At 59.0% G+C, this 22,597-nt stretch carries 24 protein-coding genes; 10 read left to right on the forward strand and 14 right to left on the reverse strand.

Annotated features, from left to right (window positions below; translation table 11 throughout):
* The coding region (locus tag T424_RS0117335) for a transposase domain-containing protein (RefSeq protein ID WP_027488853.1) at positions 1–297 on the forward strand (297 nt) is incomplete at its 5' end.
* Positions 298–389: 92 nt separating this feature from the next.
* Positions 390–752: a DUF6984 family protein gene (locus T424_RS0117340; RefSeq protein ID WP_154664972.1), complete on the forward strand. Its 363-nt coding sequence runs from the start codon at positions 390–392 to the stop codon at positions 750–752.
* A 289-nt stretch (positions 753–1,041) separates the two neighbouring features.
* Here T424_RS0117340 and tnpC read toward each other — a convergent pair whose 3' ends face one another.
* The 4 genes from tnpC to T424_RS21395 all read right to left on the reverse strand — a co-directional run bounded on the left by tnpC (position 1,042) and on the right by T424_RS21395 (position 4,549).
* Positions 1,042–2,574, reverse strand: a complete 1,533-nt coding sequence (gene tnpC / locus T424_RS0117345; protein WP_027488855.1) for an IS66 family transposase — start codon at positions 2,572–2,574, stop codon at positions 1,042–1,044.
* A 71-nt stretch (positions 2,575–2,645) separates the two neighbouring features.
* Positions 2,646–2,972, reverse strand: a complete 327-nt coding sequence (gene tnpB / locus T424_RS0117350) for an IS66 family insertion sequence element accessory protein TnpB (RefSeq protein ID WP_407921405.1) — start codon at positions 2,970–2,972, stop codon at positions 2,646–2,648.
* Positions 2,973–2,998: 26 nt separating this feature from the next.
* Positions 2,999–3,430 carry an IS66-like element accessory protein TnpA gene (gene tnpA, locus T424_RS0117355; RefSeq protein ID WP_027488857.1) on the reverse strand — a complete coding sequence of 144 codons (432 nt, stop codon included), beginning with the start codon at positions 3,428–3,430 and terminating at the stop codon, positions 2,999–3,001.
* A gap of 594 nt (positions 3,431–4,024) precedes the next feature.
* Positions 4,025–4,549: a TetR/AcrR family transcriptional regulator gene (locus T424_RS21395; RefSeq protein ID WP_330217737.1), complete on the reverse strand. Its 525-nt coding sequence runs from the start codon at positions 4,547–4,549 to the stop codon at positions 4,025–4,027.
* 116 nt (positions 4,550–4,665) lie between these two features.
* Here T424_RS21395 and T424_RS0117365 point away from each other — a divergent pair, with 116 nt between their 5' ends.
* The 6 genes from T424_RS0117365 to T424_RS0117390 all read left to right on the forward strand — a co-directional run bounded on the left by T424_RS0117365 (position 4,666) and on the right by T424_RS0117390 (position 10,586).
* Entirely contained in the window at positions 4,666–5,433 is a 768-nt protein-coding gene (locus T424_RS0117365) for an SDR family NAD(P)-dependent oxidoreductase (RefSeq protein ID WP_084268567.1), read from the forward strand.
* Positions 5,434–5,703: 270 nt separating this feature from the next.
* The gene (locus tag T424_RS0117370) at positions 5,704–6,051 is read left to right on the forward strand and encodes a carboxymuconolactone decarboxylase family protein (RefSeq protein WP_430778826.1); all 348 of its coding nucleotides are present in this window, start codon (positions 5,704–5,706) and stop codon (positions 6,049–6,051) included.
* Between the two features lie 204 nt (positions 6,052–6,255).
* Positions 6,256–7,575 (forward strand): tetratricopeptide repeat protein, encoded by a 1,320-nt coding sequence (locus T424_RS0117375; RefSeq protein ID WP_027488860.1) that lies wholly within the window; start codon positions 6,256–6,258, stop codon positions 7,573–7,575.
* Between the two features lie 46 nt (positions 7,576–7,621).
* Complete coding sequence (locus T424_RS0117380; protein ID WP_407921406.1) at positions 7,622–8,746, forward strand: flavin monoamine oxidase family protein; 1,125 nt, start codon at positions 7,622–7,624, stop codon at positions 8,744–8,746.
* A gap of 132 nt (positions 8,747–8,878) precedes the next feature.
* Complete coding sequence (locus T424_RS0117385) at positions 8,879–9,919, forward strand: alcohol dehydrogenase catalytic domain-containing protein (protein WP_027488862.1); 1,041 nt, start codon at positions 8,879–8,881, stop codon at positions 9,917–9,919.
* Positions 9,906–10,586, forward strand: coding sequence for a cupin domain-containing protein (locus T424_RS0117390; protein ID WP_027488863.1), 681 nt, complete (start codon positions 9,906–9,908; stop codon positions 10,584–10,586). The genes T424_RS0117385 and T424_RS0117390 overlap by 14 nt, the downstream gene beginning before the upstream one ends.
* 76 nt (positions 10,587–10,662) lie before the next feature.
* Here T424_RS0117390 and T424_RS22285 read toward each other — a convergent pair whose 3' ends face one another.
* Positions 10,663–11,091, reverse strand: coding sequence for a winged helix-turn-helix transcriptional regulator (locus T424_RS22285; protein ID WP_084268568.1), 429 nt, complete (start codon positions 11,089–11,091; stop codon positions 10,663–10,665).
* Positions 11,092–11,139: 48 nt separating this feature from the next.
* On the opposite strand from T424_RS22285, the gene T424_RS0117405 reads away from it, so the two are divergent.
* The gene (locus tag T424_RS0117405; protein ID WP_037068200.1) at positions 11,140–11,550 is read left to right on the forward strand and encodes a DoxX family protein; all 411 of its coding nucleotides are present in this window, start codon (positions 11,140–11,142) and stop codon (positions 11,548–11,550) included.
* Positions 11,551–11,624: 74 nt separating this feature from the next.
* Positions 11,625–12,350 carry a pirin family protein gene (locus T424_RS21400; protein ID WP_084268569.1) on the forward strand — a complete coding sequence of 242 codons (726 nt, stop codon included), beginning with the start codon at positions 11,625–11,627 and terminating at the stop codon, positions 12,348–12,350.
* Between the two features lie 10 nt (positions 12,351–12,360).
* On the opposite strand, the gene T424_RS0117415 is transcribed toward T424_RS21400, so the two are convergent.
* The 9 genes from T424_RS0117415 to T424_RS0117455 form a co-directional block, all read right to left on the reverse strand.
* Positions 12,361–13,548: a mandelate racemase/muconate lactonizing enzyme family protein gene (locus T424_RS0117415; RefSeq protein ID WP_027488866.1), complete on the reverse strand. Its 1,188-nt coding sequence runs from the start codon at positions 13,546–13,548 to the stop codon at positions 12,361–12,363.
* A 102-nt stretch (positions 13,549–13,650) separates the two neighbouring features.
* Positions 13,651–15,972, reverse strand: a complete 2,322-nt coding sequence (locus T424_RS0117420; protein WP_269076448.1) for a molybdopterin guanine dinucleotide-containing S/N-oxide reductase — start codon at positions 15,970–15,972, stop codon at positions 13,651–13,653.
* A 283-nt stretch (positions 15,973–16,255) separates the two neighbouring features.
* Positions 16,256–16,669, reverse strand: coding sequence for a cupin domain-containing protein (locus tag T424_RS0117425; RefSeq protein ID WP_027488868.1), 414 nt, complete (start codon positions 16,667–16,669; stop codon positions 16,256–16,258).
* A 10-nt stretch (positions 16,670–16,679) separates the two neighbouring features.
* Entirely contained in the window at positions 16,680–18,080 is a 1,401-nt protein-coding gene (locus tag T424_RS0117430; RefSeq protein ID WP_027488869.1) for an NAD-dependent succinate-semialdehyde dehydrogenase, read from the reverse strand.
* A 307-nt stretch (positions 18,081–18,387) separates the two neighbouring features.
* The gene (rraA, locus tag T424_RS21405) at positions 18,388–18,897 is read right to left on the reverse strand and encodes a ribonuclease E activity regulator RraA (RefSeq protein WP_051559181.1); all 510 of its coding nucleotides are present in this window, start codon (positions 18,895–18,897) and stop codon (positions 18,388–18,390) included.
* Between the two features lie 7 nt (positions 18,898–18,904).
* Positions 18,905–19,543 carry a 3-oxo-tetronate 4-phosphate decarboxylase gene (gene otnC / locus T424_RS0117440; protein WP_027488870.1) on the reverse strand — a complete coding sequence of 213 codons (639 nt, stop codon included), beginning with the start codon at positions 19,541–19,543 and terminating at the stop codon, positions 18,905–18,907.
* Positions 19,540–20,811 carry a 3-oxo-tetronate kinase gene (gene otnK / locus T424_RS0117445; RefSeq protein WP_027488871.1) on the reverse strand — a complete coding sequence of 424 codons (1,272 nt, stop codon included), beginning with the start codon at positions 20,809–20,811 and terminating at the stop codon, positions 19,540–19,542. The genes otnC and otnK overlap by 4 nt, the downstream gene beginning before the upstream one ends.
* A gap of 31 nt (positions 20,812–20,842) precedes the next feature.
* A complete protein-coding gene (locus T424_RS0117450) occupies positions 20,843–21,790 on the reverse strand; it encodes an amidohydrolase family protein (RefSeq protein ID WP_154664973.1) in 948 nt (315 codons plus the stop codon).
* A gap of 139 nt (positions 21,791–21,929) precedes the next feature.
* On the reverse strand, positions 21,930–22,589 hold the full coding sequence (locus T424_RS0117455; RefSeq protein WP_027488873.1) for an arylsulfatase: 660 nt from the start codon (positions 22,587–22,589) through the stop codon (positions 21,930–21,932).
* Between the last annotated feature and the right edge of the window lie 8 nt (positions 22,590–22,597).

Genomic DNA, 22,597 nt, shown 5'->3' on the forward strand with positions numbered 1-22,597 from the left:
GGATTTACGTCATTCCTCGAAGACGGCCGGATCTGCCTGACGAATAATGCCGCCGAACGCGCGCTCAGAGGCTTCGCACTCGGAAGAAAGTCATGGCTCTTCGCCGGATCGGATCGTGGTGCTGAACGTGCGGCGTTCATGGCGACACTGATCATGAGCGCCAAGCTCAATGACATCGATCCACAGGTCTGGTTAGCCGACGTCCTCACCAGCATTGCAGACACACCGATCAGCAGGCTGGAGCAATTGCTTCCCTGGAATTGGAAACCCAAGACGTTGAGTGCTCAGGCGACCTGAACCGCGGCCTTCACCGGATGCTTACGATACTACGGCCGGGGGAACAGCGTAAATGTTGGGACCTATTTCCCGATAAAATAGAGGACACCTATATGCCGCGACAACTATCTTACGAAGAGAAAATACTGTTGAGGAAGCTTGTCGGGCCCGACGTGCCGTTTATTTCCACGCTCGAGGCTCAAATGGAAGATTGTCTGGTTGAAAGTATTTTTGAAAACGGTCTGAAACTCACACCTAAGACAAATAAAAGGATCAATGTGAAACAGAAAATAATCGGGAGCGGATCGCTTTACGACGAAGATGGAATTCCTATTATAATAGATTTATTTCAGAATGAAGGGCTCATTTCGGAGCTTATGATTGAAAAAGCAGACTCTACACCAATTAGAAGAGTCTTGGATTATTCTGAAGTGAAGGCTCTTGGATTTGGCCAAGGAATAACATTGGAACAATAAGTATCCCCCGGCAAAGCCGGGGGCTTTAAAGATATGAGCCGCTCAACGCGGCTGGAGGGGGACGCTGACGCGGCCCCGGTTTCAATGCGCCCCTAAAGGTGGCCGTTCAACGCCACAGGCTCAGTTGATTGACCCTGAGGTCTTACTCTTCCTGGTTGCGGATCATGCTGAGCGAACCGCCCGGATCACGCGCTGCAGATGAGCTTCGTCAGCAACGACGGGAGCGCGCACGACGACATCGCCAATCAGAACTTCGATTATCGCAACGCCTGCAGAGTAAGCGGTGTTTTCAGGCCACGGCTTTTAGATCGTGGTTTGCGGCGTAGGCCCACGGCAACAGGTCGTCGATCTGGCTATTCGGATGGCCGTTGACGATCTTGATGAGGATGTCTGAGAGATAGGCGAGCGGCTCGACGTCGTTGAGTTTGGCGGTCTCGATCAACGACGCGACGGTTGCCCAGTGTTCGGCCCCGGCGTCGGAACCGGCAAATAGCGCGTTTTTGCTATTGAGGGCAATAGGCCTGATTGATCGTTCGACGGTGTTGGAGTCGATCTCAATCCGGCCATCGTCGATGAAGCGGGTCAAGCCGTCCCAGCGTGACAAGGTATAGCGGATTGCTTCGGCGAGCTTTGTCTTCTGGCTTATGTAGCCGAGTTGTTCACGCAGCCAGGGAGCGAGGCTGTCGATGATGGGGCGGCTCTTTTGTTGGCGCGTGGCGATACGCTCCTCGGGGGTCCGGCCACGTATCTCGTCTTCGATCCTGTAAAGTTCGCCGATGCGTCGGAGCGCCTCGCTGGCGATGGGTGCCGGGCCAGCGGCAGCCAGCTCATAGAAGCGGCGTCGAATATGGGACCAGCAGAATGCCAGCGACACGGTATTCTTTGCCGCGAGGGGGCGATATCCACTGTAGCCGTCGACCTGCAGGATGCCGACGAAGCCGTCGAGATGGGCCATCGGCCGTTCGCCTTTGCGATCCGGCGCGTAGACATAGGCGACGCCGGGTGGGTCATCGCCCTGCCACGGCCGGTCATCTCGTGCATAGGCCCAAAGCTGTCCGGTCTTGGTCTTGCCGCGCCCCGGATCGAGCACGGGTGCTGTCGTCTCGTCGGCGAAGAGCTTGGACGACGACTTCAAATGATCAAGCAACCGCTGATGAACGGGGCGAAGATGCCAGGCGGCACGACCGACCCAATCGGCGAGCGTCGAACGGTCGAGGTCGATGCCCTGACGCTTGTAGATTTGCGCCTGGCGATAAAGTGGCAAGTGGTCAGCATATTTGGAGACCAGCACCTGGGCGACGGTAGCCTCGGTCGGAATGCCACCTTCGATCAATCTTGCCGGGGCCGGAGCCTGGACAACGACCTCCTCGCAGGCCCGGCAGGCATACTTTGGGCGGCGCACCACCAGCACGCGGAACTGGGCGGGCACAATGTCGAGCTTCTCGCTGACATCCTCGCCGATCCGATGCAGGTCATTGTGGCAGCACGGGCAGGCATGGTCATCGATATCGACCACGACCTCGATGCGCGGCAGGTGTGCTGGCAGCGAACCCCGGTTCGTGCGCCGTTTGGCGACCCGCGCCTGGTGAAGAGCATTCGACGCCTGCTCCTTCTCTTCCAGCCCGGCGGCCTCGACCTGCTCGGCCTCTTCAAGCCCCAGCAGAAGCTGGTCTTCGGGAAGGGTCTCGGCACGGCGGCCGAAGCGGTGGCGCTGCAATTCCTTAATGATCTGACGCAGGCGGACATTCTCCGCCTCACGCGAAAGCACCATGGCTTTCAGCGCGTTCAGGTCATCCGGAAGCTCGTCTGCCGTCATCGTCATAGGTCGAGAACAGCATATTTTGCCGCTCGGAACGAGAGGCTGAATGCGGCTGATTCAATTGGTCGCGGTCGTCATCCGGCCTTAACAGGCGTGCGCGTTTGGCTCGGCGCTGCCACGCGTTTCCAGTCCAATCCCTCGAACAAAGCCGAGAACTGGGCAGCGGTCAGATGCATCGCGCCGTCCTGCATTCGAGGCCAATGGAACTCGCCATTCTCAAGTCGCTTGGCGACAAGGCACACCCCGCTGCCGTCCCAGAAGATCAGTTTGATCCGGTCCGTGCGCTTGGCCCGGAACACGTAGATCGTGCCGGAGAATGGATCGGCACCCATCTCAGCCTTCACCAGTGCCGCCAATGCTTCCGCTCCTTTGCGGAAGTCGACAGGCTTGGTGGCGAGCATGACCTTTACCGCACCAGACGGACCAATCACGATTGAGCCTTCAACGCCTGGATCACGGCGGCAATGGTTGCGCTGTCCGTGCCAGATGCGATCCTCACGATCGCGCCGCCAACCTCCAGCTCGATTGCCGCAATGGGAGGTGCTTGCCTCTCTATCGTCGTTCGCGATGGCGGAGGTGGCTCTACCGCACGATCAATGACCGCAGGCACAAACATCGGCGGCACTGCTGGCTCCGCTTGCTGACGCGGCTGCCGCCGCCAAGTGAACAATTGACCGGGAGACAAACCATGCCGCCGCGCAACAGCGCTCACCGACATCTCTCCGCTATAGCTCTCGGCGACGATCCGATCCTTCTCCTCATCGCTCCAGTCGCGCCTGCGGCAGGCTCCGGTGAAAACCTCAAACCGTTGCACCGGCATGTCCACACTGGTGCTATGCGTAAACCCTGTAATCGTCATATGTCGGAGCCTCGTTCGGCCACAACATCAACAATCGCACGCTGATCCGGAAGGTGGGGTCAAAACGGCGCTTACCTGGCACCGATGATGGTGGCGGCATAATCGAGGCGGAAATCCGCTTAGCGAAACGCCGGAAACTGTTCAGACAAACCGAGCCTCATCTATGAGCAGCGGCCGTGTCATTTTCGAAATGACACGGCCGCTTTCTGAGGTGTTTTCAGTGACACGACAGCCTGAAATTATTGCCCGTTCTCGAAGCTTCCCAAGCTGAATATCAGGGTGCCACAATCGCCCTGACATGCGCGAAAACGGTTTGACACTTTCATTAAAAAGCGAAAGAAAACAGTAGTCGTTAGATTAGTGGTTTGATAGAATATCTGACTGATTTTATTTTCTTAATCCAGTCCACCTCTTCCGCCAAAACTTCAAAAGATCGAGGCTTGACCCTGGAGCGCGCGCGCCATGTCAAGCTCGCCACGCGCTAAGCTTTTGTTTTTGCGCATTTCCGGACCAAAATCGTGACGACAGCTTTCTCGGGACAATGCTCCATTACGTTGACATGCGACCTCAACGCACAGCACGCGCCCTGATTTTTCATTCCAGTTGTTTTTCTTCATCGAAATCGAAATTCAGTCCCTCCGTGCTTGCATCGAACAGAGAACGGTCCTCCAGCACGTTCGCGGTCAGCATTGCGCCCTCCAGGACCGCGAGCACCCGAACCGCATCGACGGGCGCAAGCCCCGCCTGCTGAAAACGGTCGAGCCCCAGTCTGAAGAATCGCTGCACCTCATACCGGACCTCATCGGAAAGATCGGATGCGGTTGCCCCAAGCGCGCCACACAGGCACATTTTTCCGTCTTTACATAAGGCGTCACGAAAGACCTCGCGGGAGGCGCGGACAATATCCTCACCGCCCGCGACCCTTTGCTCCACCGCCGTCACGAACCGATCAGTGTATCGGCGCGCCACTGCGGCGGCGAGCTTCTCTTTCGTTGGAAAATGATAATGAATACTGGCACTCTTTACACCGACATCCGCAGCAATGTCTCGGAAACTGAAACCGTCATAGCCGCTTGACCGGATGCGCCGTTCAGCCGCATCCATGATTGCATCCGTCATTTTGCTCATAGCGATACCTTTCTCTATCTAGCGATAGATAGCTCTTGCAATTCCGATGCGCAACGTCTATGTATGAGTTCACCTACCTAGCGGTAGATAAACAAAAGGAGATGAACATGCGTTTTGAAGGTAAAGTTGTCGCCATCACCGGCGGTGGTTCTGGCATCGGCAAGGAAACCGCAGCACGCTTTGTTGCGGAAGGCGCAAAGGTTGCCATCAACGGCCGGGACCTGGCAAAGCTCGAAGCCGCCGCCCGTCAAATCGACCCGAGCGGCAAGAACGTCGTTGTCTCTGCTGGCGATATTGCAAGCCCGCAGACAGGCGCAGCGCTGGTTGATCTTGCAGTTTCGACTTTTGGCAAGCTCGACGTATTGGTCAACAATGCAGGCGTGTTCAATCCCAAGCCCTTCCTCGACCTGACCGAGGCAGACTACGACTGGTACCTCGATACGATCCTCAAGGGCAAGTTCTTCACCGCGCAGGCTGCCGCCAAGGCTATGAAGGACAAGGGCGGCGCCATCGTGCAGACCGGCTCCATGTGGGCGATCCAGGCCATCGGCGCCACCCCGTCGGCCGCCTATTCGGCAGCCAATGCAGGCGTTCATGCCATGGTCCGTAACCTTGCAATCGAACTGGCACCGCACAAGATCCGTATCAATGCAGTCGCCCCGGCCGTGGTCGAGACGCCCGTCTACAACACCTTCATGTCCGACGACCAGGTAAAGGAAGTTCTTCCGACCTTTGACTCGTTCCACCCGCTCGGCCGCAATGGTCAACCGCGCGATGTGGCCGAAGCAATCCTCTTCCTGGCGTCCGAGCAGGCGTCCTGGATTACCGGCGCGATCCTGCCTGTCGATGGTGGCGTAACGGCCGGCCGTCAGTAAGACGCCCGCGCGTGCGACGGCCTCCCGCACAGGCCCGTTTCCCTGGGGAGGCTACTGCATGATTCCTTAAATCGAAATCGATTGAGGGTGAAAATCATGCCGCATGTTTCAGCGTTTACAGCGTTCTTTGTGCGTTTGACAAAACGCACGGCGCTGTAGGGCATTTCCCGCAAAGCCCACCCGGCTTTGTGTTCGGAAATGCTGCCTTTGATTTCATCGTGGGCCTGATGGGGCCTGCGTTTATCCCCCGCAAGCAAAGAGATCACGCAAATGCATATGCAAGACTGGAACGCCTACCGCGACGCCTTGATGGGCCGGGTCGGCGACATCGCAAAGCTCTCCCCGGATGTCCTTCGCGGCCTCAACACGATTGAAAGCAGCCCGAAGAAGACAAACCTGCTTGAGCCGAAGTTTCACGAGCTGATCGCTCTTGCCGTGGCGGTCACGACACGTTGCGATGGCTGCATTGCCGTTCACGCAAAAAAGGCGGTGGAACTTGGCGCGACGCCTGGCGAGATCGCCGAAACATTGAGCACGGCAATTGCCTTGAATGCCGGTGCTGCCCTCGTTTATTCGGCCCGCGTTTTCGACACGATCGCCGCACTTCCCGAAAAATGAACTGACACGGGGGCGGAGCATTATGACATAGGCTCTCGCCCTCCGATCCCGGCAAGTCTATTGTGAGAACCGGTCCACGGCGCCGATCGAGCCGCCCCATGGCCCCTGATCGATATTGTTTGTCTGATTGTCGCGATACAGACAAACACGCGCTTATTATCATCGCCGAATGCACGAAGAATGCGTTTCGAATGGAGATCGCGAATGAGCACTTTGGACAACCGTGGACTGGGCTTGTCAACCTCATCAGACCTGGCCGCAGAACATTATCGCCAGGGCGTGGATCTTCTGCTCTCGGCATGGCCGGGTGCGGCGGAAGCGCTGGATGCGGCGATCGCGGCTGATCCGGATTTTGCGCTTGCTTACGCTGCGCGAGCCCGGCTTCATGCGGTGCGGACTGAAATTGCAAGCGCCAAGTCGAAGATAGGCAAGGCCGAGGAATTGCTCGCACGCCATGGAACAGAGCGGGAGCGGAGCCATGTTCAGGTTCTCTCGCTGGCAATCAACGGGCAGGCGGCCAAGGCACTGGAACGTGCACTTGAGCACGCAGACCGATGGCCGCGCGATATTCTGATCCTGTCGCTGCCTCTTGGCGCATTCGGTCTGTTTGCCTTTTCCGGCATGGCGGATCACGACCAGGCGCGTGTGGATCTTTGCGAGCGCCACGCCGCCAGCTTCGAGGCGAATGACTGGTGGTTTCTTACCTATCTCGGCTGGGCACATGCCGAAAACGGCAATGTGGCGCATGGCCGCAAAATCACCGAGCGTGGCTATGAACTGCGGATCGAAAACGCCAATGCAGCGCACGCTCTCTCGCACGCCATGTATGAGGGCGGTGCAAGCGAGGATGCTGAAAGGCTGATTTCAGGCTGGCTGCCACGCTATGACCGCACCGGCATTCTCCATGGCCATATTGCCTGGCACTCGGCCCTTGCCGCACTGGAACGGGACGATCCGGCCCATGCGCTCAGGATTTATGCAGACTATGTCCAGCCATCGGTGTCAAAGGGAATGCCGGTCAATATCGTCAGCGATACCGCATCCTTCCTGTGGCGTCTGCAAGCCTATGGCCACACGGTTCCCGTACAATTATGGGCGCAAGCCTCCAGTTATTCCGATAGCTATTTCCAAAAACCGGGCTTCGCCTTTGCGGATGTGCATATGGCGGTGATCGCGGCGGCCGTAGGCAACAAGGCGGCCGTGGAGGAGCGCGTACAGGCGCTTGCGAACCTTGTTCAGACCAGCGCACTCTCGGCGGGGCCGGTCGTGCCGGCAATATGCCGGGCAGCACTTTCGTTTGCCGAAGAAAACTATGCCGACTGCGTCCGGATTCTCGAGCCAATGGCTGGCGAGGTCGTGCGTATCGGCGGAAGCGGTGCACAGCGCGAGATGATCGAAGACATGCTGCTGCTTTCATACATGCGCAGCGGAGACGTGGCGAAAGCCCGGCTCCTGCTCGACAGGCGCCTGCATCGGCGCTCGTCACCGCGCGATACCAGATGGCAGGCGGGGCTGGCGGCATGACGCGCAGCCACGCTACAACTCTTTCATTCAGTTGAGGATTTCTATCGTGTCACAATCCATCCTGATCGTTGGTGGCGGCCTTGCGGGTCTGACCGCCGCACGCCTGCTCCATCAAGCGGGCATTGGCTTCAAGCTTCTCGAAGCCCGTGACCGTCTGGGGGGCCGTATTCTCTCCGTCGATACCACGGGCCAGCCTTCGGACGATGGCTTCGACCTTGGCCCCTCGTGGTTTTGGCCGGGTATGCAGCCAGCGATGGGTGCTCTGGTCGATATCCTCGGGCTCCAGTATTTCGAGCAGAACAGCGATGGCGATGTGATTTTCCAACGGATGCCCGAGGGCCAGCCGCAACGCTATCGTGGAATGCGTCAGGAGCCTCGCTCGATGCGCCTTGCCGGGGGGACCGCCGCATTGATTTCGGCGCTTGCCGAAGGGCTCCCGGCCGAAAGTATCGAGCTTAACGCGCAGGTCACGCATGTCTCGCTCGATGATGAAGGTGTCGTGGTGCAGTATCTCGATGCCAGCGGTTCATCGGTTAAAGAGCGGGCATCGCATGTGATGTTCGCCTTGCCGCCGCGTCTCCTCGAGGCCAGGATCCTTTTCTCCCCCGCGCTGGACTTTGCAACCGCGGAACGGTGGCGGCACACGCCGACCTGGATGGCGCCGCACGCAAAATTCTTCGCGCTTTATGACCGCCCCTTCTGGCGCGAACAGGGTCTTTCGGGAACAGGCCAGAGCATGGTGGGGCCGCTCGTGGAAATCCACGATGCGACGACCGCCTCCGGCAAGGCCGCACTGTTCGGCTTTGTGGGTGTACCCGCCGCAGAACGTGCCGCCGCTGGCCGTGACGCCATTATTACGGCCTCTGTCCAGCAACTCACCCGGATGTTCGGACCGGAGGCTGCGCGGCCACACGCAACCTTGTTCAAGGACTGGGCAGAAGATGCCTTGACCGCGACGGCGGACGACCGCCAGGCTGGCGGCCATCCGAGCCCGGACCGGCGGCCGTGGGTGAACGGAAAATGGTCGGATTGCATCTCACTCGCGGGCAGCGAAACCAGCATAACGGAACCCGGTTATCTGGCCGGAGCGGTGGAGGCGGCAACCCGGATCACCACTGATCTTATCTCCCGGTCGCATCAGACCGGATCCTATGCTTCCGCAACGATCTGAGCACGATCTCTGGAGCATTTCGCGAAAAGTGCATTTCCGGTTGTCAATCCGGACATGCATAAGGCCAAGGATTTCGATCGCTCTCGGTGAACGCAGCTTTACCGAAACGATCCATGGTATAGGAAGCAACCGATGAAGAGCAGCTATCGCGCCATTCAGGTTGGCCACGACAAAAGGCTGGAACTGGTGGAGAGGCCAGTTCCGAAGCCAGGAGCCGGTGAGGTTCTGATCGCGGTCGAGGCCTGCGGTATTTGCGGTGCCGATGCAAGCGACATCGACAGGGCCGATCCGGCACTTGTGCCCCCGCGTGTTCCCGGCCATGAAGTCGTCGGACGGATTATCGCCTTGGGCGCAAACACACCATCCAGCTGGGCTGTGGGAACCCGCGTCGGCGTTGGACGGCTTGGTGGCCATTGCAACGAATGTAACGAGTGCCGGCGCGGTCACTTCAATCTTTGCCGCAACCAGCCCGTGGTGGGATCCTCCTGCGACGGCGGTTATGCCGAAATGATGATTGCACGGGCAACGGGCCTCGTCTCCATTCCGGAGGAGCTGTCGTCGGTGGAGGCCGCGCCAATCCTGTGCGCCGGAATTGCAACCTTCAATGCGCTGAAAAAATCAGGCGCTGAGGCCGGTGACACAGTCGCCATTCTCGGCATTGGCGGGCTTGGTCACATGGCCTTGCAATATGCGCGGAAAATGGGCTTCCGGGTCGTGGCGATCGGCCGGGGTGACGACATTCGCGCGGACGCCCTGGCGCTGGGTGCGCATCGTTATATCGACACCAGACAGGAGACTGCCGCCGAAATTCTGAAGGAGATGGGCGGCGCAAAAGCAATCGTTACCACGATCGGGAACGCTGCCGCAGTGGCCGAGATCATGCCAGCCCTGCAACCGGGCGGTCAGATCGTCATTCTCGGTGTCGGAAAAGACCCGCTGCAAGTCTCGATGGGATACCTGGTAGGCGCAGAACGCGGCGTGATGGGTTCGATGACCGGAACGCCGTTTGAGAACGAAAAGGCGCTCGACTTCAGCGTGTTGACCGGGGTTAGACCCCGGATCGAGATCATGCCCCTCGAGCGCGCCGAGGAAGCCTTGGAGAAGATGAAATCCGGTGCAGCAAAGTTCCGGATCGTATTGACGATAGGAGAAAGAACCCATGCGGATCAATGAAGACCTGACAAAGCCGGTTATCGTCCACTCCGCCAGCCTCGATTGGGTGCCGAGCCCGTCGGCAGGTGTCGATCGCCGGATGCTTTACCGCGTCGGTGGCGAAGTTGCGCGCGCCACGACAATCGTCCGCTATGCCCCCGGAAGCGCGTTCCCTCGCCATGTACACTCTGGCGGCGAAGAGATCCTGGTGCTCGAAGGCACGTTCCAGGATGAGCATGGTGACTATCCGGAAGGTTCATACTTCCGCAATCCGCCTGGCACGTCCCATGTGCCTGCGGCCAAAGACGGTTGCACGATCTTCGTGCGCCTGTGGCAATATCGCAAGGGCGACGAAACCCAGATTGTCCGTCAGCCGGGAGAAGGCGAAGCGGTGGCCGCTCGCGCAGGTGCTGAAAGCGCCCGTCTTCTGTTCGACGACGGCCAGGAACGTGTCTTGATCGAGCGCTGGCTTCCAGAAACGACGATCACGGTCGATAACCAGCGTGGTTTGGAATTCCTTGTCATTTCCGGCAGCCTCGATGCCGGTGGCGAACGGATGAAAGCGCAAAGCTGGGGCCGCCTGCCCGCAGGCGAGGCGCTGAAGGCCACCACCGGATCAGAAGGCGCGCTGCTCTGGATCAAGGACGCGCCGCTGCAACACCCGGACGTGCTGGCAATGCCCGCCTGATCGCAAAATAACCACGCTACGGGTTCAGGCCGCCTTGCGCGGCCTTTTCTTGCATTTACACAACATACGAAGGCCGCTAGGGCTCTAAATGGCCATCATAAGCCTGGCGGGCAGCTCGAATGGCGGGCTGATTTTCCATAGCCCATCGCCCGAGGGCTTCGACCGGCCCACGCAATGAATGCCCCAAGGGTGTCAGCGCGTAATCGACACGCGGTGGCGTGGTTGGAAATACGGTTCGCGTCACGAGGCCATCGCGTTCCAGCCCGCGCAGCGTCAACGTCAGCATATGCTGCGAAATGCCGTCAATACTGCGTTTCAGGGCATTGAACCGCCGAGGCTCGTCTCGCAACATCATGACAACCAGAACGCTCCATTTGTCGCCAACCCTCGCAAGTACCTCGCTTATACCTCCGCACTCACCCGGATGTGCCGGAAGGGATTGAGCAGGCAGGTCCGGCTGACTATGTGAGGAATTTTTGCCTTCTTGCACGCTAGCTCCAGTCATCTATTTTAACCAGGTAACAAATTGATACCATAAAATTGGAGCCAAGTCATGCCATCAATTCCCGACTATCCTGCCTCCGGCAGAACAACACATATCATTGCCTGGATATTGCAGGTTCTGCTGGCACTCGCCTTTTTTGCCGCGGCGGCTGCCAAACTTGCCGGTGCACCGATGATGGTGGAAAACTTTGCGCAGATAGGCTTGGGCCAGGTTTTTCGGTACATCACGGCAGGCGTAGAAATCATCGGAGCGGTCGCCTTGCTTTTGCCGCGCCTGACCGCCTTGGGCGGGCTCTGGCTCTCGGCAACCATGCTTGGTGCAACGATTGCGCACCTCACACGTCTGCATACCTCTCCGGCACCGGCTTTGGTTCTGCTTTTTCTTTGCCTCGTGGTCGTCGCGCTGCGACGTGAGCAGATCCAGGCACTTATCAGAAGCCTCCGTTCGCGCGTCCGGTGAACAAAGCTTCCTCTCCATTGCGCTAACCAGTTGTTTTGACGCAATTCCCGACGAAATTTCCCAGGAAACCGACCATGATACAACATCGACCCTTGCATTCGCTGTTTTCGGTTGAACGCGGCTGGCTGAAAACGAAATTTCATTTCATACCACCCGGCATGGGGCCTGGACCTTCCGAAACCCTGGGACCGCTGATGGCCTGGAACGACGACGAGGTCGCACCGCATTCCGGCTTTCCGGAACATCCGCATGAAAATGTTGAAATCATTACCTTCGTGCGGGATGGCGCCATCACCCATGAGGACAATCTCGGAAACAAGGGAAGGGCTACCGGCGGGCAAATCCAGGCCATGAGTGCCGGGCGTGGAATTCGCCATTCCGAGTACAATCGCGACGACGATCCCGTTACCCTTTTTCAAATCTGGCTGGAAACACGCGCCCCCGGCAAAGCCCCAGATTGGGGAACGTCCAGCCTTCCGCCGGATGCGAGCAGCGGCGGGTTTATTGCGCTTGCCAGCGGAAGCCGTCAAGACGCAGCAGCGCTCCAGATCGAGGCAGATGTTCGTCTGCTCGCTGCCCGGTTGGCCGTCCAGGAAAGGATTGTCCAACCGATTACCGAGGGTCGCGCCTATCTCGTACCAACCCGCGGCACCATTCGCGTCAACGGTATTGCGATAGGTCCACGCGATGGCTGCCTCGTGACCGATGAAGCCGAGATAACGATCGAGGCAACCGAGGAGACCGAAGTGGTCATGATAGACCTTTTGAAAACGGCCCCCGGTTTAGATCACAGACTTTGACAGAAAAGTCCTATTTCAGCGCGACCGAAGCGATTTCCATGCGTGCCTCGGCATCTTTCCTGAGCGTCATGCCGAAGCCTGGCGCGGTCGGCACAGCCAGACGGCCCCTGACCGGCTGCAAGTCCTCCTCGAACAGATCGCGATTGCAGGACTTGAGCGCGAAGGTATGATGTTCATGGATTTCGAAATTCGGAATAGCCGCTTCGAATTGCAGCGCAATCGCCGTGGCCAGCGGCGATCCGCAGATATGGGTCTGTACGCCGACGTCGTAGGCGTGGGCGAGATGGGCGATTTTCATGCCCTCGGAAATTCCTCCGACAAGACCAATATCGGGCTGGATCATGTCGATAGCGCCCGCCTGTAGATAGGGCAGGAAACCCCACCGCGTATAGAGTCTCTCGCCGGTTGCCATCGGGATAGGCGAGCGTGACGCCACTTTCAGATGAGCATCGGGGCTATTGTAGTGTGTCGGTTCCTCAACGAAAAGAATGTCGAATTCGGCGCATAATTCCGCAATCTGCAAGGCAGATGCGGTCGAGGTCAGCCCGTTCAATTCAAGGATAATATCGACGTCCGGCCCGACGCCCTCCCGGACAGCAGCCATTCGGGCACGCGCCACATTTCTGCTTTCCGGTGTCAGCAGGCTGCGATGCCGTGCCCGGCCGCCGCCCGGCGCGACATAGACCGGGCAAAGCTTGACGCAGTCATAACCTTCCTCCCGCACTTTTTGCGCCGTGGCACGATATTCGGCCGGATCGTCGTGCATCTTGTGCTGCGCCTCCCAACCGAAATGCAGCTGACTGGCATAGCAACGCAGCGGCTCAGGCGTTCTCGCGCCGAGAAGGCGGTGTACCGGCTGGCCCGCAGCCTTGCCTTTGATGTCCCAGAGCGCCGCATCAAGGGCACTCATTGCGCCGAAAATGATCGGCCCACCGCCCTGCGCCCAGAAGGATTGCCGCAGCATCTGTTCCCAGATGGTTTCGGTATCGTTGGGATCGTGCCCCAGCACAAAGCGTTCACCCAGCTTGCGGATCATGGGGCCGACGGCTTCCGATGCCGTGCCGAAGGCCAGCGACGCCTCCCCAAGCCCGGTAATGCCCTCATCCGTATGAATGCGCGCGAAGATCGGACGCCAGAGCGCGATACCGTTTTCTCCGGAGAGATCGATTTCCAGTGTCTCGACTTTGGTTATCTTCATTGTCACCGCTCCAGATCGCTTTCAACAGGTCTTTTGAGATATGTTCGCATACCGCCTGCGCACTTTCAAAAGTGCAACCGACAACGTCAAGCCTGAAGGCCATCACACCGGCGGATCGAATGCCCGGATTTCCGGCAGGTTGCCTTCGAAGCGCTCCACCTGAATGTTGGTCAACTGGCCTGTGCACCCCTGGGCCAGCGCCGATGTGCCGATGTCGCGGGTCAGCACATTCGGGTTGCCGTGCACGCAAAGAGGCATCTCCTCCTTCGGATCCTGCGGATCGTACCACGCGCCGGTCGCAAGCTGGACCACGCCACGCCGGATGCTGTCGGAAAGCGCGGCACTGGCGAGGCAGGCGCCGCGTTCGTTCGACAGGCGGATAATATCGCCTTGCGAGATACCGCGCATTTCCGCATCCTCTGGATGCATGGTGGCCACCTCGCGGCCCCGATGCTTGGAGGCAATGCTGTGACCGCCAAAATCGAGCTGGCTGTGCAGCCGGGTCTTTGGCTGATTGGAGATCAGCACGAATGGCGTTGCCTCGGTGGGAGCATAGACCGGACCCAGCCAGGTGGGATGGCCGGGACAATCGGCCTCTCCAAAGCTCGCTATGGTCTCGGAGTAGATCTGAAGCTTGCCACTCGGCGTCGGCAAGGGATTGGCATCCGGATCGTTGCGAAAGGCGCGCAAATACCCGCCATCGTCGGGCTTCTGCGGCATCAGCAATCCATTGCCTTCCCAGAATTCGTTGAAATCCGGCGCTGGCAGTCCCTTCTCGGCCAGTCCCGCCTGGGTCTGCCCGTAGAGATGCTCCAGCCACTGCCGCACTGTTCGCCCCTCCGTGAAGGCCTCGCGTGCACCGAGCCGTTCCGCGAGATCTGCAAAGATCGCATAGTCGTCTCGGGCCTGACCATAGGGACGCGCGACGGGATGCATCGGCACCAGCAAGGGATCATTGGAGTTGGCGCCAATATCCTCACGTTCAAGCGTCATCGTACAAGGCAGGACGATGTCGGCATGGCGGGCGGTTGCCGTCCAGGCAAGCTCATGGACAACAAGCGTGTCAAGCCGGGCAAACGCCTTGCGCAGACGATTGAGATCCTGGTGATGATGGAACGGGTTGCCACCGGCCCAGTAAACAAGCTTGATCTCGGGGTACTGGCGGGTTTCGCCGTTGAAACGGTAGGAATCGCCAGGATTGAGCAGCATGTCGGCAATGCGTGCAACAGGGATGAAGTCGCTGATGCCGTTGCGTCCCTGCGACAGCGTTGGAATTGGAACGGCATTATAACGGCGTCCGTAATAGGCAATCGCGCCGAGCGCATAAGCATAGCCGCCGCCGGGCAACCCGATTTGGCCCAGGGCGGCGGCAAGCACCATGCCCATCCAGACCGGCTGTTCGCCATGTTCGGCGCGCTGCAACGAATGCGAAACAACGATCAGCGAACGTTTGCCGGCAAGCTTTGCCGCAAGCGCAACGATGTCCCCGGCCGAAACGCCGGTGAGCGGCGCCGCCCAGGCGGCATCCTTTGGCTGGCCGTCCGTTTCGCCCAGCAGGTAACGCTCGAAGACCGGCCAGCCGGACGTATAGCGTTCCAGGAAGGCCCGATCGTGTTTGCCTTCAACGACCAGCGTGTGAACAATCGCCATCATCAGGGCCGTATCGCTGCCGGGGGTGCAGGACACCCATTCCGCCATGGCCTCCTCCGGCAGATCGGATCGCAAGGGACTGACCAGCACGAAATTGCAGCCGCGCGCCGCGGCACGCTGCATGGCGGGACGCTCGACATGCTGGCTGACACTGCCGCCAGCCACCATCGCATTCTTCAGAGCCATACCGCCGAAGGCCACGACGATCTCCGTGTGCTCCGCGATCTGCTCCCAGGAAACGTTCCTCTTGGTAAGCCCTTCATGATCGCCAATGATATGCGGGATGAGAACCTGTGACGATCCGGAGGAATAACTCGTCACCGAACGGACATAGCCACCGCAGGCGACATTGAGAAAGCGGTGGATCTGGCTCTGGGCATGATGAAAACGACCGGCACTCGACCAGCCGTAGGAGCCGCCAAAGATCGCCCCGGGACCAGCCCCGTCGCGGATACGCAAAAGTTCCTTGCCGAGCAGGTCGAGCGCCGTTTCCCACGACACCGGAACGAATTCGTCTCGCCCACGGCGGCTGTCCGGTCCGGGACCGTTCTCCAGCCAGCCCTTGCGAACCATCGGCTGGGCAATACGGGCGCGGTGGCGCAGTGCGGCGGGAAAATTCTGGAGTATCTCGTTCGGGTCGGGATCACCCGGATGCGGCCTGACTTCCAGCCGATCTCCTGTCATCCGCGCCGAGAAGACACCCCAATGAGAGGTATGGGGATGAAAACCTGCCTCTGACGACCCAAGGTCCTGATCAACCAATGATTCGACCACGATCCAATCTCCCGAATTTGCCGATGACGGTGCAAGTTGCGGCCGCGACACCAAAACAGCAACCCTCGTCAATATAGGCAATTGCCGCATGGCCGTATCTCAATGATACGCCAATGAATATCGACTAACTGCCATCGGCGGCTTCGGTCCGAACAGTCGCCGGCTAGGCTTGCATTTATGCAAGCCTAGACACCGGGAAAGCGTCCTTTGCGCGTTTTATAAAGTGCTCAAAGGACGCGGCAATCCAAAGTCCGCCAGCGGGGAGCTTTCAGGACTTTGCCAATCATGGTTTCTGCTCCGTCCCGTGTTCCGCATCGATTGGCCGTTCCTCTCCGGTGGCGACCATCGTCCGTGTCGCATCGATCGAGGCATAGATCCAGAAGATACGCATGGGCTCCGTCTGAGAGGCATTGATGAAGCGATGAGGGACGTTTGCCGGAATCCAGGTGGTGTCGTTGGGTCCGAGTGGATATTGCACGCCATCGATTTCGGCGATCGCCTGACCGTCAAGGATCATCACGCTCTCTTCGCAATTATGCCTGTGGAGCCCGATTGCCGCACCCGGATCAAAAGCGGTGATGCCGTTGATCATGCTGGTGGATCCACACGCCCGCGTCACCAGCGGCGTGGTGCGCGCACCACCCCCGCGTTCATTGGTCTTGAGCTCATTTGGTCGCAGGATTGCTGGCTTGGCCATTTGTATTTTCCTATTGCGCTGTTTTCGGCGTCAGGGCGGCGGCCTTTGCCGGTCCGACCCAGATTGTTTTGATGTTCACGAACTCGCGGATTCCGTAAACGCCCAGTTCACGACCATAACCCGAGCGCTTTATGCCGCCGAAGGGATAGCGGGGATCGGACGCGGTCATGCCGTTGATAAACACGGCACCGGCCTCGATCTGCCGTGCGAGCGTGCGTGCATGGTCCAGGTTACGGGTCCATAGCGCAGAACCCAGCCCGAATTCGCTGTCATTGGCCAGTTGAATTGCGTGGTCCGCGTTCCGCGCTCTGATGACGCCCGCGACTGGTCCAAATGTTTCCTCGCGAAACGCCGCCATGTCTGGCGTAACATGGTCGAGCACCGTTGGCGCATAATAAAAGCCCGGTCGCTCAATCGGATGCCCGCCCGCCCTCAGTGCCGCCCCGCTTGCAACGGTGCGTTCAACCTGGTCATGAAGAGTATCGAGCAGGTTTCTTCGCGCCATCGGCCCGATATTGGTGTCGCGCTCCATTGGATCCCCCACCTTGAGCGCAGCAACACCGGCGCAGAACAACTCGACGAACCTGTCCGCCACCGCATCCTCGACGATGAAGCGCTTGGCGTTGACGCAGGACTGACCGACATTGATGAAGCGCGCCTTGACCGCCACCCTTGCTGCTTCCTCGATGTCGGCATCCGCAAGCACGATGAAGGGATCCGAGCCGCCGAGTTCGAGCACCTGCTTCTTGAGTGCTTTTCCAGACTGTGACGCAACGATCGCACCGACTTCGGTCGAGCCCGTCAGCGTTACGGCGGCAATGCGGTGATCCTCAATGATACCCGCGACTTTCGACGGCTCGATCAGGAGGGTCGCGAACAAGCCCACAGGGCAGCCCGCCTCCCGCATGATCTCCTCGATGGCGAGCGCACAGGACGGCACGTTGTTGGCATGTTTGAGGATCGCGCCGTTTCCGGCAGCAAAGGCAGGAGCAGCAAACCGGAAAAACTGCCAGAACGGATAGTTCCACGGCATGATCGCCAGGACCACCCCAAGTGGATCGAAGGCCACGACGCTTTCGGTGGCGTTCGACGCTACGGCCTCGTCCGCCAGGTATTGTGGTGCATGTTCGGCATAAAAATCGCAGTTATAGGCGCATTTCTCAATTTCGGCCTCCGCTTCCGCAAGTGGCTTGCCCATTTCGCGGGTAATCATTTCGGCATATTTGCCCTTGCCGGACCGCAGCGCTTTCGCCATGGCGACCAGTAGCCCCACGCGCTCTTCAACCGGCTTTTTTCTCCACTCCTTCTGGGCGAGCGAGGCAGCGGCGAGCTTACGCTCTATATGGGCGTCGTCGTGCAGATCGTAGGTGCCAATCGGGAGGCCGTCAGCGGGATTTATGGATGTTATCATCGGATTTCCGTTCGGTGGTGTGGAAAAAAAATTCGCAGAATTTTGCCGCGCACAGCATGACAGGAGCCGACCCAATCCGCGAAAGCACCACGAATTTCAGGTCGGCGTGACAGGCAGGTCCAAAAGGCGCAGCCAACAGTGTTAGGTGATGGCTTTCCGTCTGAAACAGCCCGCTTGGCATGAACCGGCGCGAAGCGAGGCGAAACTGCCATCGCCTCAACCAATCGAGGTGTCACCCGCGCCCTACTGCATAATTCCTTAAATCGGAATCGATTTAAGGTGAAAATTATGCAGCAGATTTAAAGTGTTACAGCGTCCTTCGTGCGTTTGATAAAACGCACGGCGCTGTATAGTCCGCATCAGAGACAAGAAGACCGTCATGATCGGCATAGGCAAATTCACCCGGAAGGAAATCGACGCCCCCGAAGCTGACCTTGATTCCTGCCTTTCCCGCACCATCCTTCGATGACTTCCTGGGCGTGGTGGCAAGGCAGAACACGCCGACATCCATCAGATCGATTTCGGCGCTGTCGCGGACCGAGCCATTGATCACAATACCAGCCCAGCCATTTTCTTTCAGAATGAGCGCGATCTGGTCTCCCAGAAGCGCAAAACGGGTTGAGCCGCCGCCATCGACGATCATCACCCGGCCATGGCCCGGCTTCTGAAGCTCGGCTTTCAGCAGCGCGTTATCCTCAAAGCATTTGACTGTGTGGATCGGTCCGCTGAAAAGCTTTCGTTTTCCAAGCTTGATGAAGGGTAGATTGCAGAAGCGAACGGCATCGCCATGAGCATCGACGAGATCGGCGGTCTTCATAGTGTCCTCAATATCCGGAAAATACAATCTTGAGCTCCTGCACCTGTTCAGTCGTCAGAAGCCGGGTTTGACAGTTGCGTAACATCACGAGAAGTTTGGCGGTTTCCTCCAGCTCTTCGGCAGCATAGACGGCGGATGTAATATCCTTGCCGCTGACCACGGGGCCGTGATTGGCCAACAGCACCGCGGCATACCTGCCCTTCAGCTCCCTGATCATGTCGCCCATTTTTTCGTCGCCCGGGCGGACATAGGGTAACAATTTCACCTCCCCGACCCGCATCACGACATAGGGTGTCAGCGGTGGCACGCAATCATCGGGATTTGTGTCTGCGAGGCAGGACAACGCTGTTGCAAACGTCGAATGGAGATGCACAACCGCGCCCGTCTGTGGCCGCGTTTCGTAGAAGGCCCGATGAAGAAAGACTTCCTTGGAAGGCTTTTCTCCCGAGACATGCCTGCCGTCACGGTCGAGCTTGGAAATTCTGGCCGGATCGAGGAAGCCGAGGCAGGAATTGGTCGGTGTCATCAAGATACCGTCGTCCACGGCGGCACTGATGTTTCCTGCCGATCCCACGGAATAACCGCGGTCGTAGAGCGACCTCGCCAGCCGAACAATGTCTTCACGGATGCGGGTCTCGTCCCTCATTTTCCTTCGAGCCTCCCAAGCGCCTTTTCGAAAAAGTCGGGCGCTCCGAAATTGCCCGACTTCAATGCCAGCGCGACGGGCCGACTGCCGCCCGACACAAGGACGGGCACGCCCGGATCGATCTCGGGGCCAATCGCAAGCGGGCCTAGATCGAGTGCTGAAACAACCGCGCCCGAGGTTTCGCCGCCAGCGACGACGAGACGCCGCACGCCGCGTGCGACGAGTTCACGGGCGGTATCGGCAAACAGCCGGTCGAGGGTGTGGGCAACCTTATCGCGTCCGTAACGCTCCTGAAGTCTTGCGACTTCTTCTGGCGTGCCGGAAGAGTAGACCAGCGGGCTCTTGCCGTGATTGGTTGTGATGAATTCGACGGCCTCACGCGATGTCGTTTCACCGGTCATGACGCTATCGACATCGAGAGCCAGGGCGGGATGCCTTGCCTTGTGCTGATCCACCTGCCCCCGCGTCGCACCCGAACAGGAGCCGGCGAGGATCGCTTCCGGGCCGGCTATCGGAGGCGTCACAGCCTTGCTGCCTTTGGCCAGGCCTCGGCGGATGAAATTGCGTGGCAGCCCGATCGCGATGCCTGAGCCACCTGTTATCAACGGGGCATCCCGGAGCGCCTCGCCGATAACAATAAGGTCGTCATCCGAAACGGCGTCCACGATAACCATGGTTTCGCCAGCCTCGGAAGCCTGCTTGAGGTCGGCGTCAATTGCGGCCGTGCCCTTGGCCACCCTTGCCCATGCGACATGCCCGACCGGGGAATTTGTCTGGAGCCGCAGCCAGCCCCTGAGGTCGGGATCGGTCATCGGATTGAGCGGGTGATGCTCAAGCCCGGATTGATTGAGCAGCCTGTCCTTCACGAAAAGATGGCCCTGATAAAGCGTTCGCCCGGCACCGGGAAATGCAGGACACGCCACCACGCCCTTCACACCCAGCGCATTCGCGAGCGCTTCACCGACGGGACCGATATTACCTTGCTGCGTCGAGTCGAATGTCGAGCAATATTTGAAAATGATCTGGCCGCAGCCTTGCGCCCGAAGCCAGGCAAGCGCGGCCAGCGACTGTTCGACCGCTTCTGCCGCCGGAATGGAGCGCGACTTGAGGGCGATAACGCCCGCCTCGATCCCACCGGGCGCCGGCTGTTCGGGAATGCCGAGGAACTGGGCGGTGCGCAGCCCACCCTCCCCGCACAGTCCTTTCGCGATCGTATTCGCGATGTCGCTCGCACCGGTAAAATCGTCAGCAATGACCCCGAGAAGCATTCGTAACCCTCTCTTTCAGCGTATCGGCGGCTTAGAAGCCGTAGAGCCCGGCGGCATTATCGACAAAGATCTTCTGTCGGGTCTTGTCGTCGCCCGCCCATTGCGCACAAAGATCCAACAGCAAGGCATCATCCGGCTTGCCGAACCTGCCGGGAGAGGGATGCGGCCAATCGGTGGCCCAGAGCACGCGGTCTGGCGCCAGCGCGATATAGGCTTTCGCAACCTGGCCCATATCGTCATAGGTTGGAGGCCCCACCGACGTATCCTGATAGATGCTCGAAAGCTTCGTGTAGGCTTTGCCCTTATCGAGCAGGTCGGCGACGACCTTGAAGGCCGGATGCGCCGTGCCGTCAGGTTGCGGGATACGTCCGAGATGGTCGAAGACGATGGTGACGGGAAGCCCTTGGAAAAGCCTGGAATGCCTGGCGATGTCGTCCCCCTTCATATGAACCTGGATATGCCATCCGAGGTCAGCAACCCGCCTCGACAAAGGTTCGATCATGTCCTCGGTCGTCGCGCCTGCTCGTCCCAGGTTAAACCGGATACCGCAAACCCCGGCAGCGTCCAGGCGCTTGAGTTCGGCATCGGTTACGGATGTATCGACCACCGCGATCCCTTTTGCGCTGCTGCCGAGCTTGCCCAAGGCTTCAAGCAGGCAGGAATTATCGGTGCCATAGGTCGAAGGCTGGACCATGATGCTTCTCTCGAAGCCGAGCCGCGTCTTGAGCCGCTTGTAATCGCTCACGCTCGCGTCCGGTGGTATGAGGCTCGCATTGGCCGCCGCCGGAAATCTGCTGTCATAGATGTGAAAATGCGCATCGCAGGCTTTTGGCGGCAGCTTGAACTTTGGAGCGGTATTTCCCGCAGAGAACGGAACCTCCTGCGCAGCCCCCATATCGGGAGCGAGAACCATGCCCGCTACAGCCCCCAACGCCGTTGCCTGCATCGCTTGCCTGCGTGTCAGCACTACATTGCTCATAAATGTTTCCTCCCAATTCGACCGCAGTTTCAAAGTGCCTGCGCCAGGCCGCTTCATTGTTTCACGGGACGCTCTCAATGTTTGTTTTTACGCATTTCCGGACGGAAAACCGTGACGACACTTTTTTCGGGACAATGCTCTAGGTCAGCAGACGGCGCAGCCTCGCAACCGCTGCGTCAGGACTGGTCAGAACCGGAATGGGCGTGACCGCCTGCACCGCGCCCCGCGCCCGTGCCGTTGAAAAATGCGCAAGCGTGATCGCATCGAAATCCTCAAGCTTTGCAGCGGCCTCTGCCACCAGACGATTATGGGTGGCTTCGTCGCCAGCGCGGATCGCGTCGATGGCTCCCTCGACAAGAAAGCTCTCAATTTCGGCGGAAGGGCTTATGCGCGCGGCCTCCTCGCGAAATTCAGTCTCCATTCCCTCCCGCGCTGGCGGGAAGGTGTAAAGCATGGCAGTTCGTCCGCCACTGCGGATTGCTTCCTCGAACATCGCCTCGTTGGGTTTGAGAACGGGTATATCGAGAACGGATGCCGCCCGCTCTATTGCCGTGCCGAAGGAAGAGCAGGTAAAGAGGACGGCATCGGAACCAATCATGCGGGCATATTTCGACAGCGCCAGAATGCGCTCCATCATCCGGTCGGTAACGGCACTGTCTTTCGCCCTGTCGAGCGAAAGGCTGTCTTCCAGAATATTGACCCGGTCGGCCTCCGGCCAGCCGGTGTCGAAAGCGTTTTTGATCGGATCGATTGCAATTGCCGTTGCGTGAATAAGCGCGATCCTTGGCTGTCTTGTCATGATGGCAA

Source organism: Allorhizobium undicola ORS 992 = ATCC 700741 (genome assembly GCF_000621665.1).
Lineage (GTDB): Bacteria > Pseudomonadota > Alphaproteobacteria > Rhizobiales > Rhizobiaceae > Allorhizobium > Allorhizobium undicola.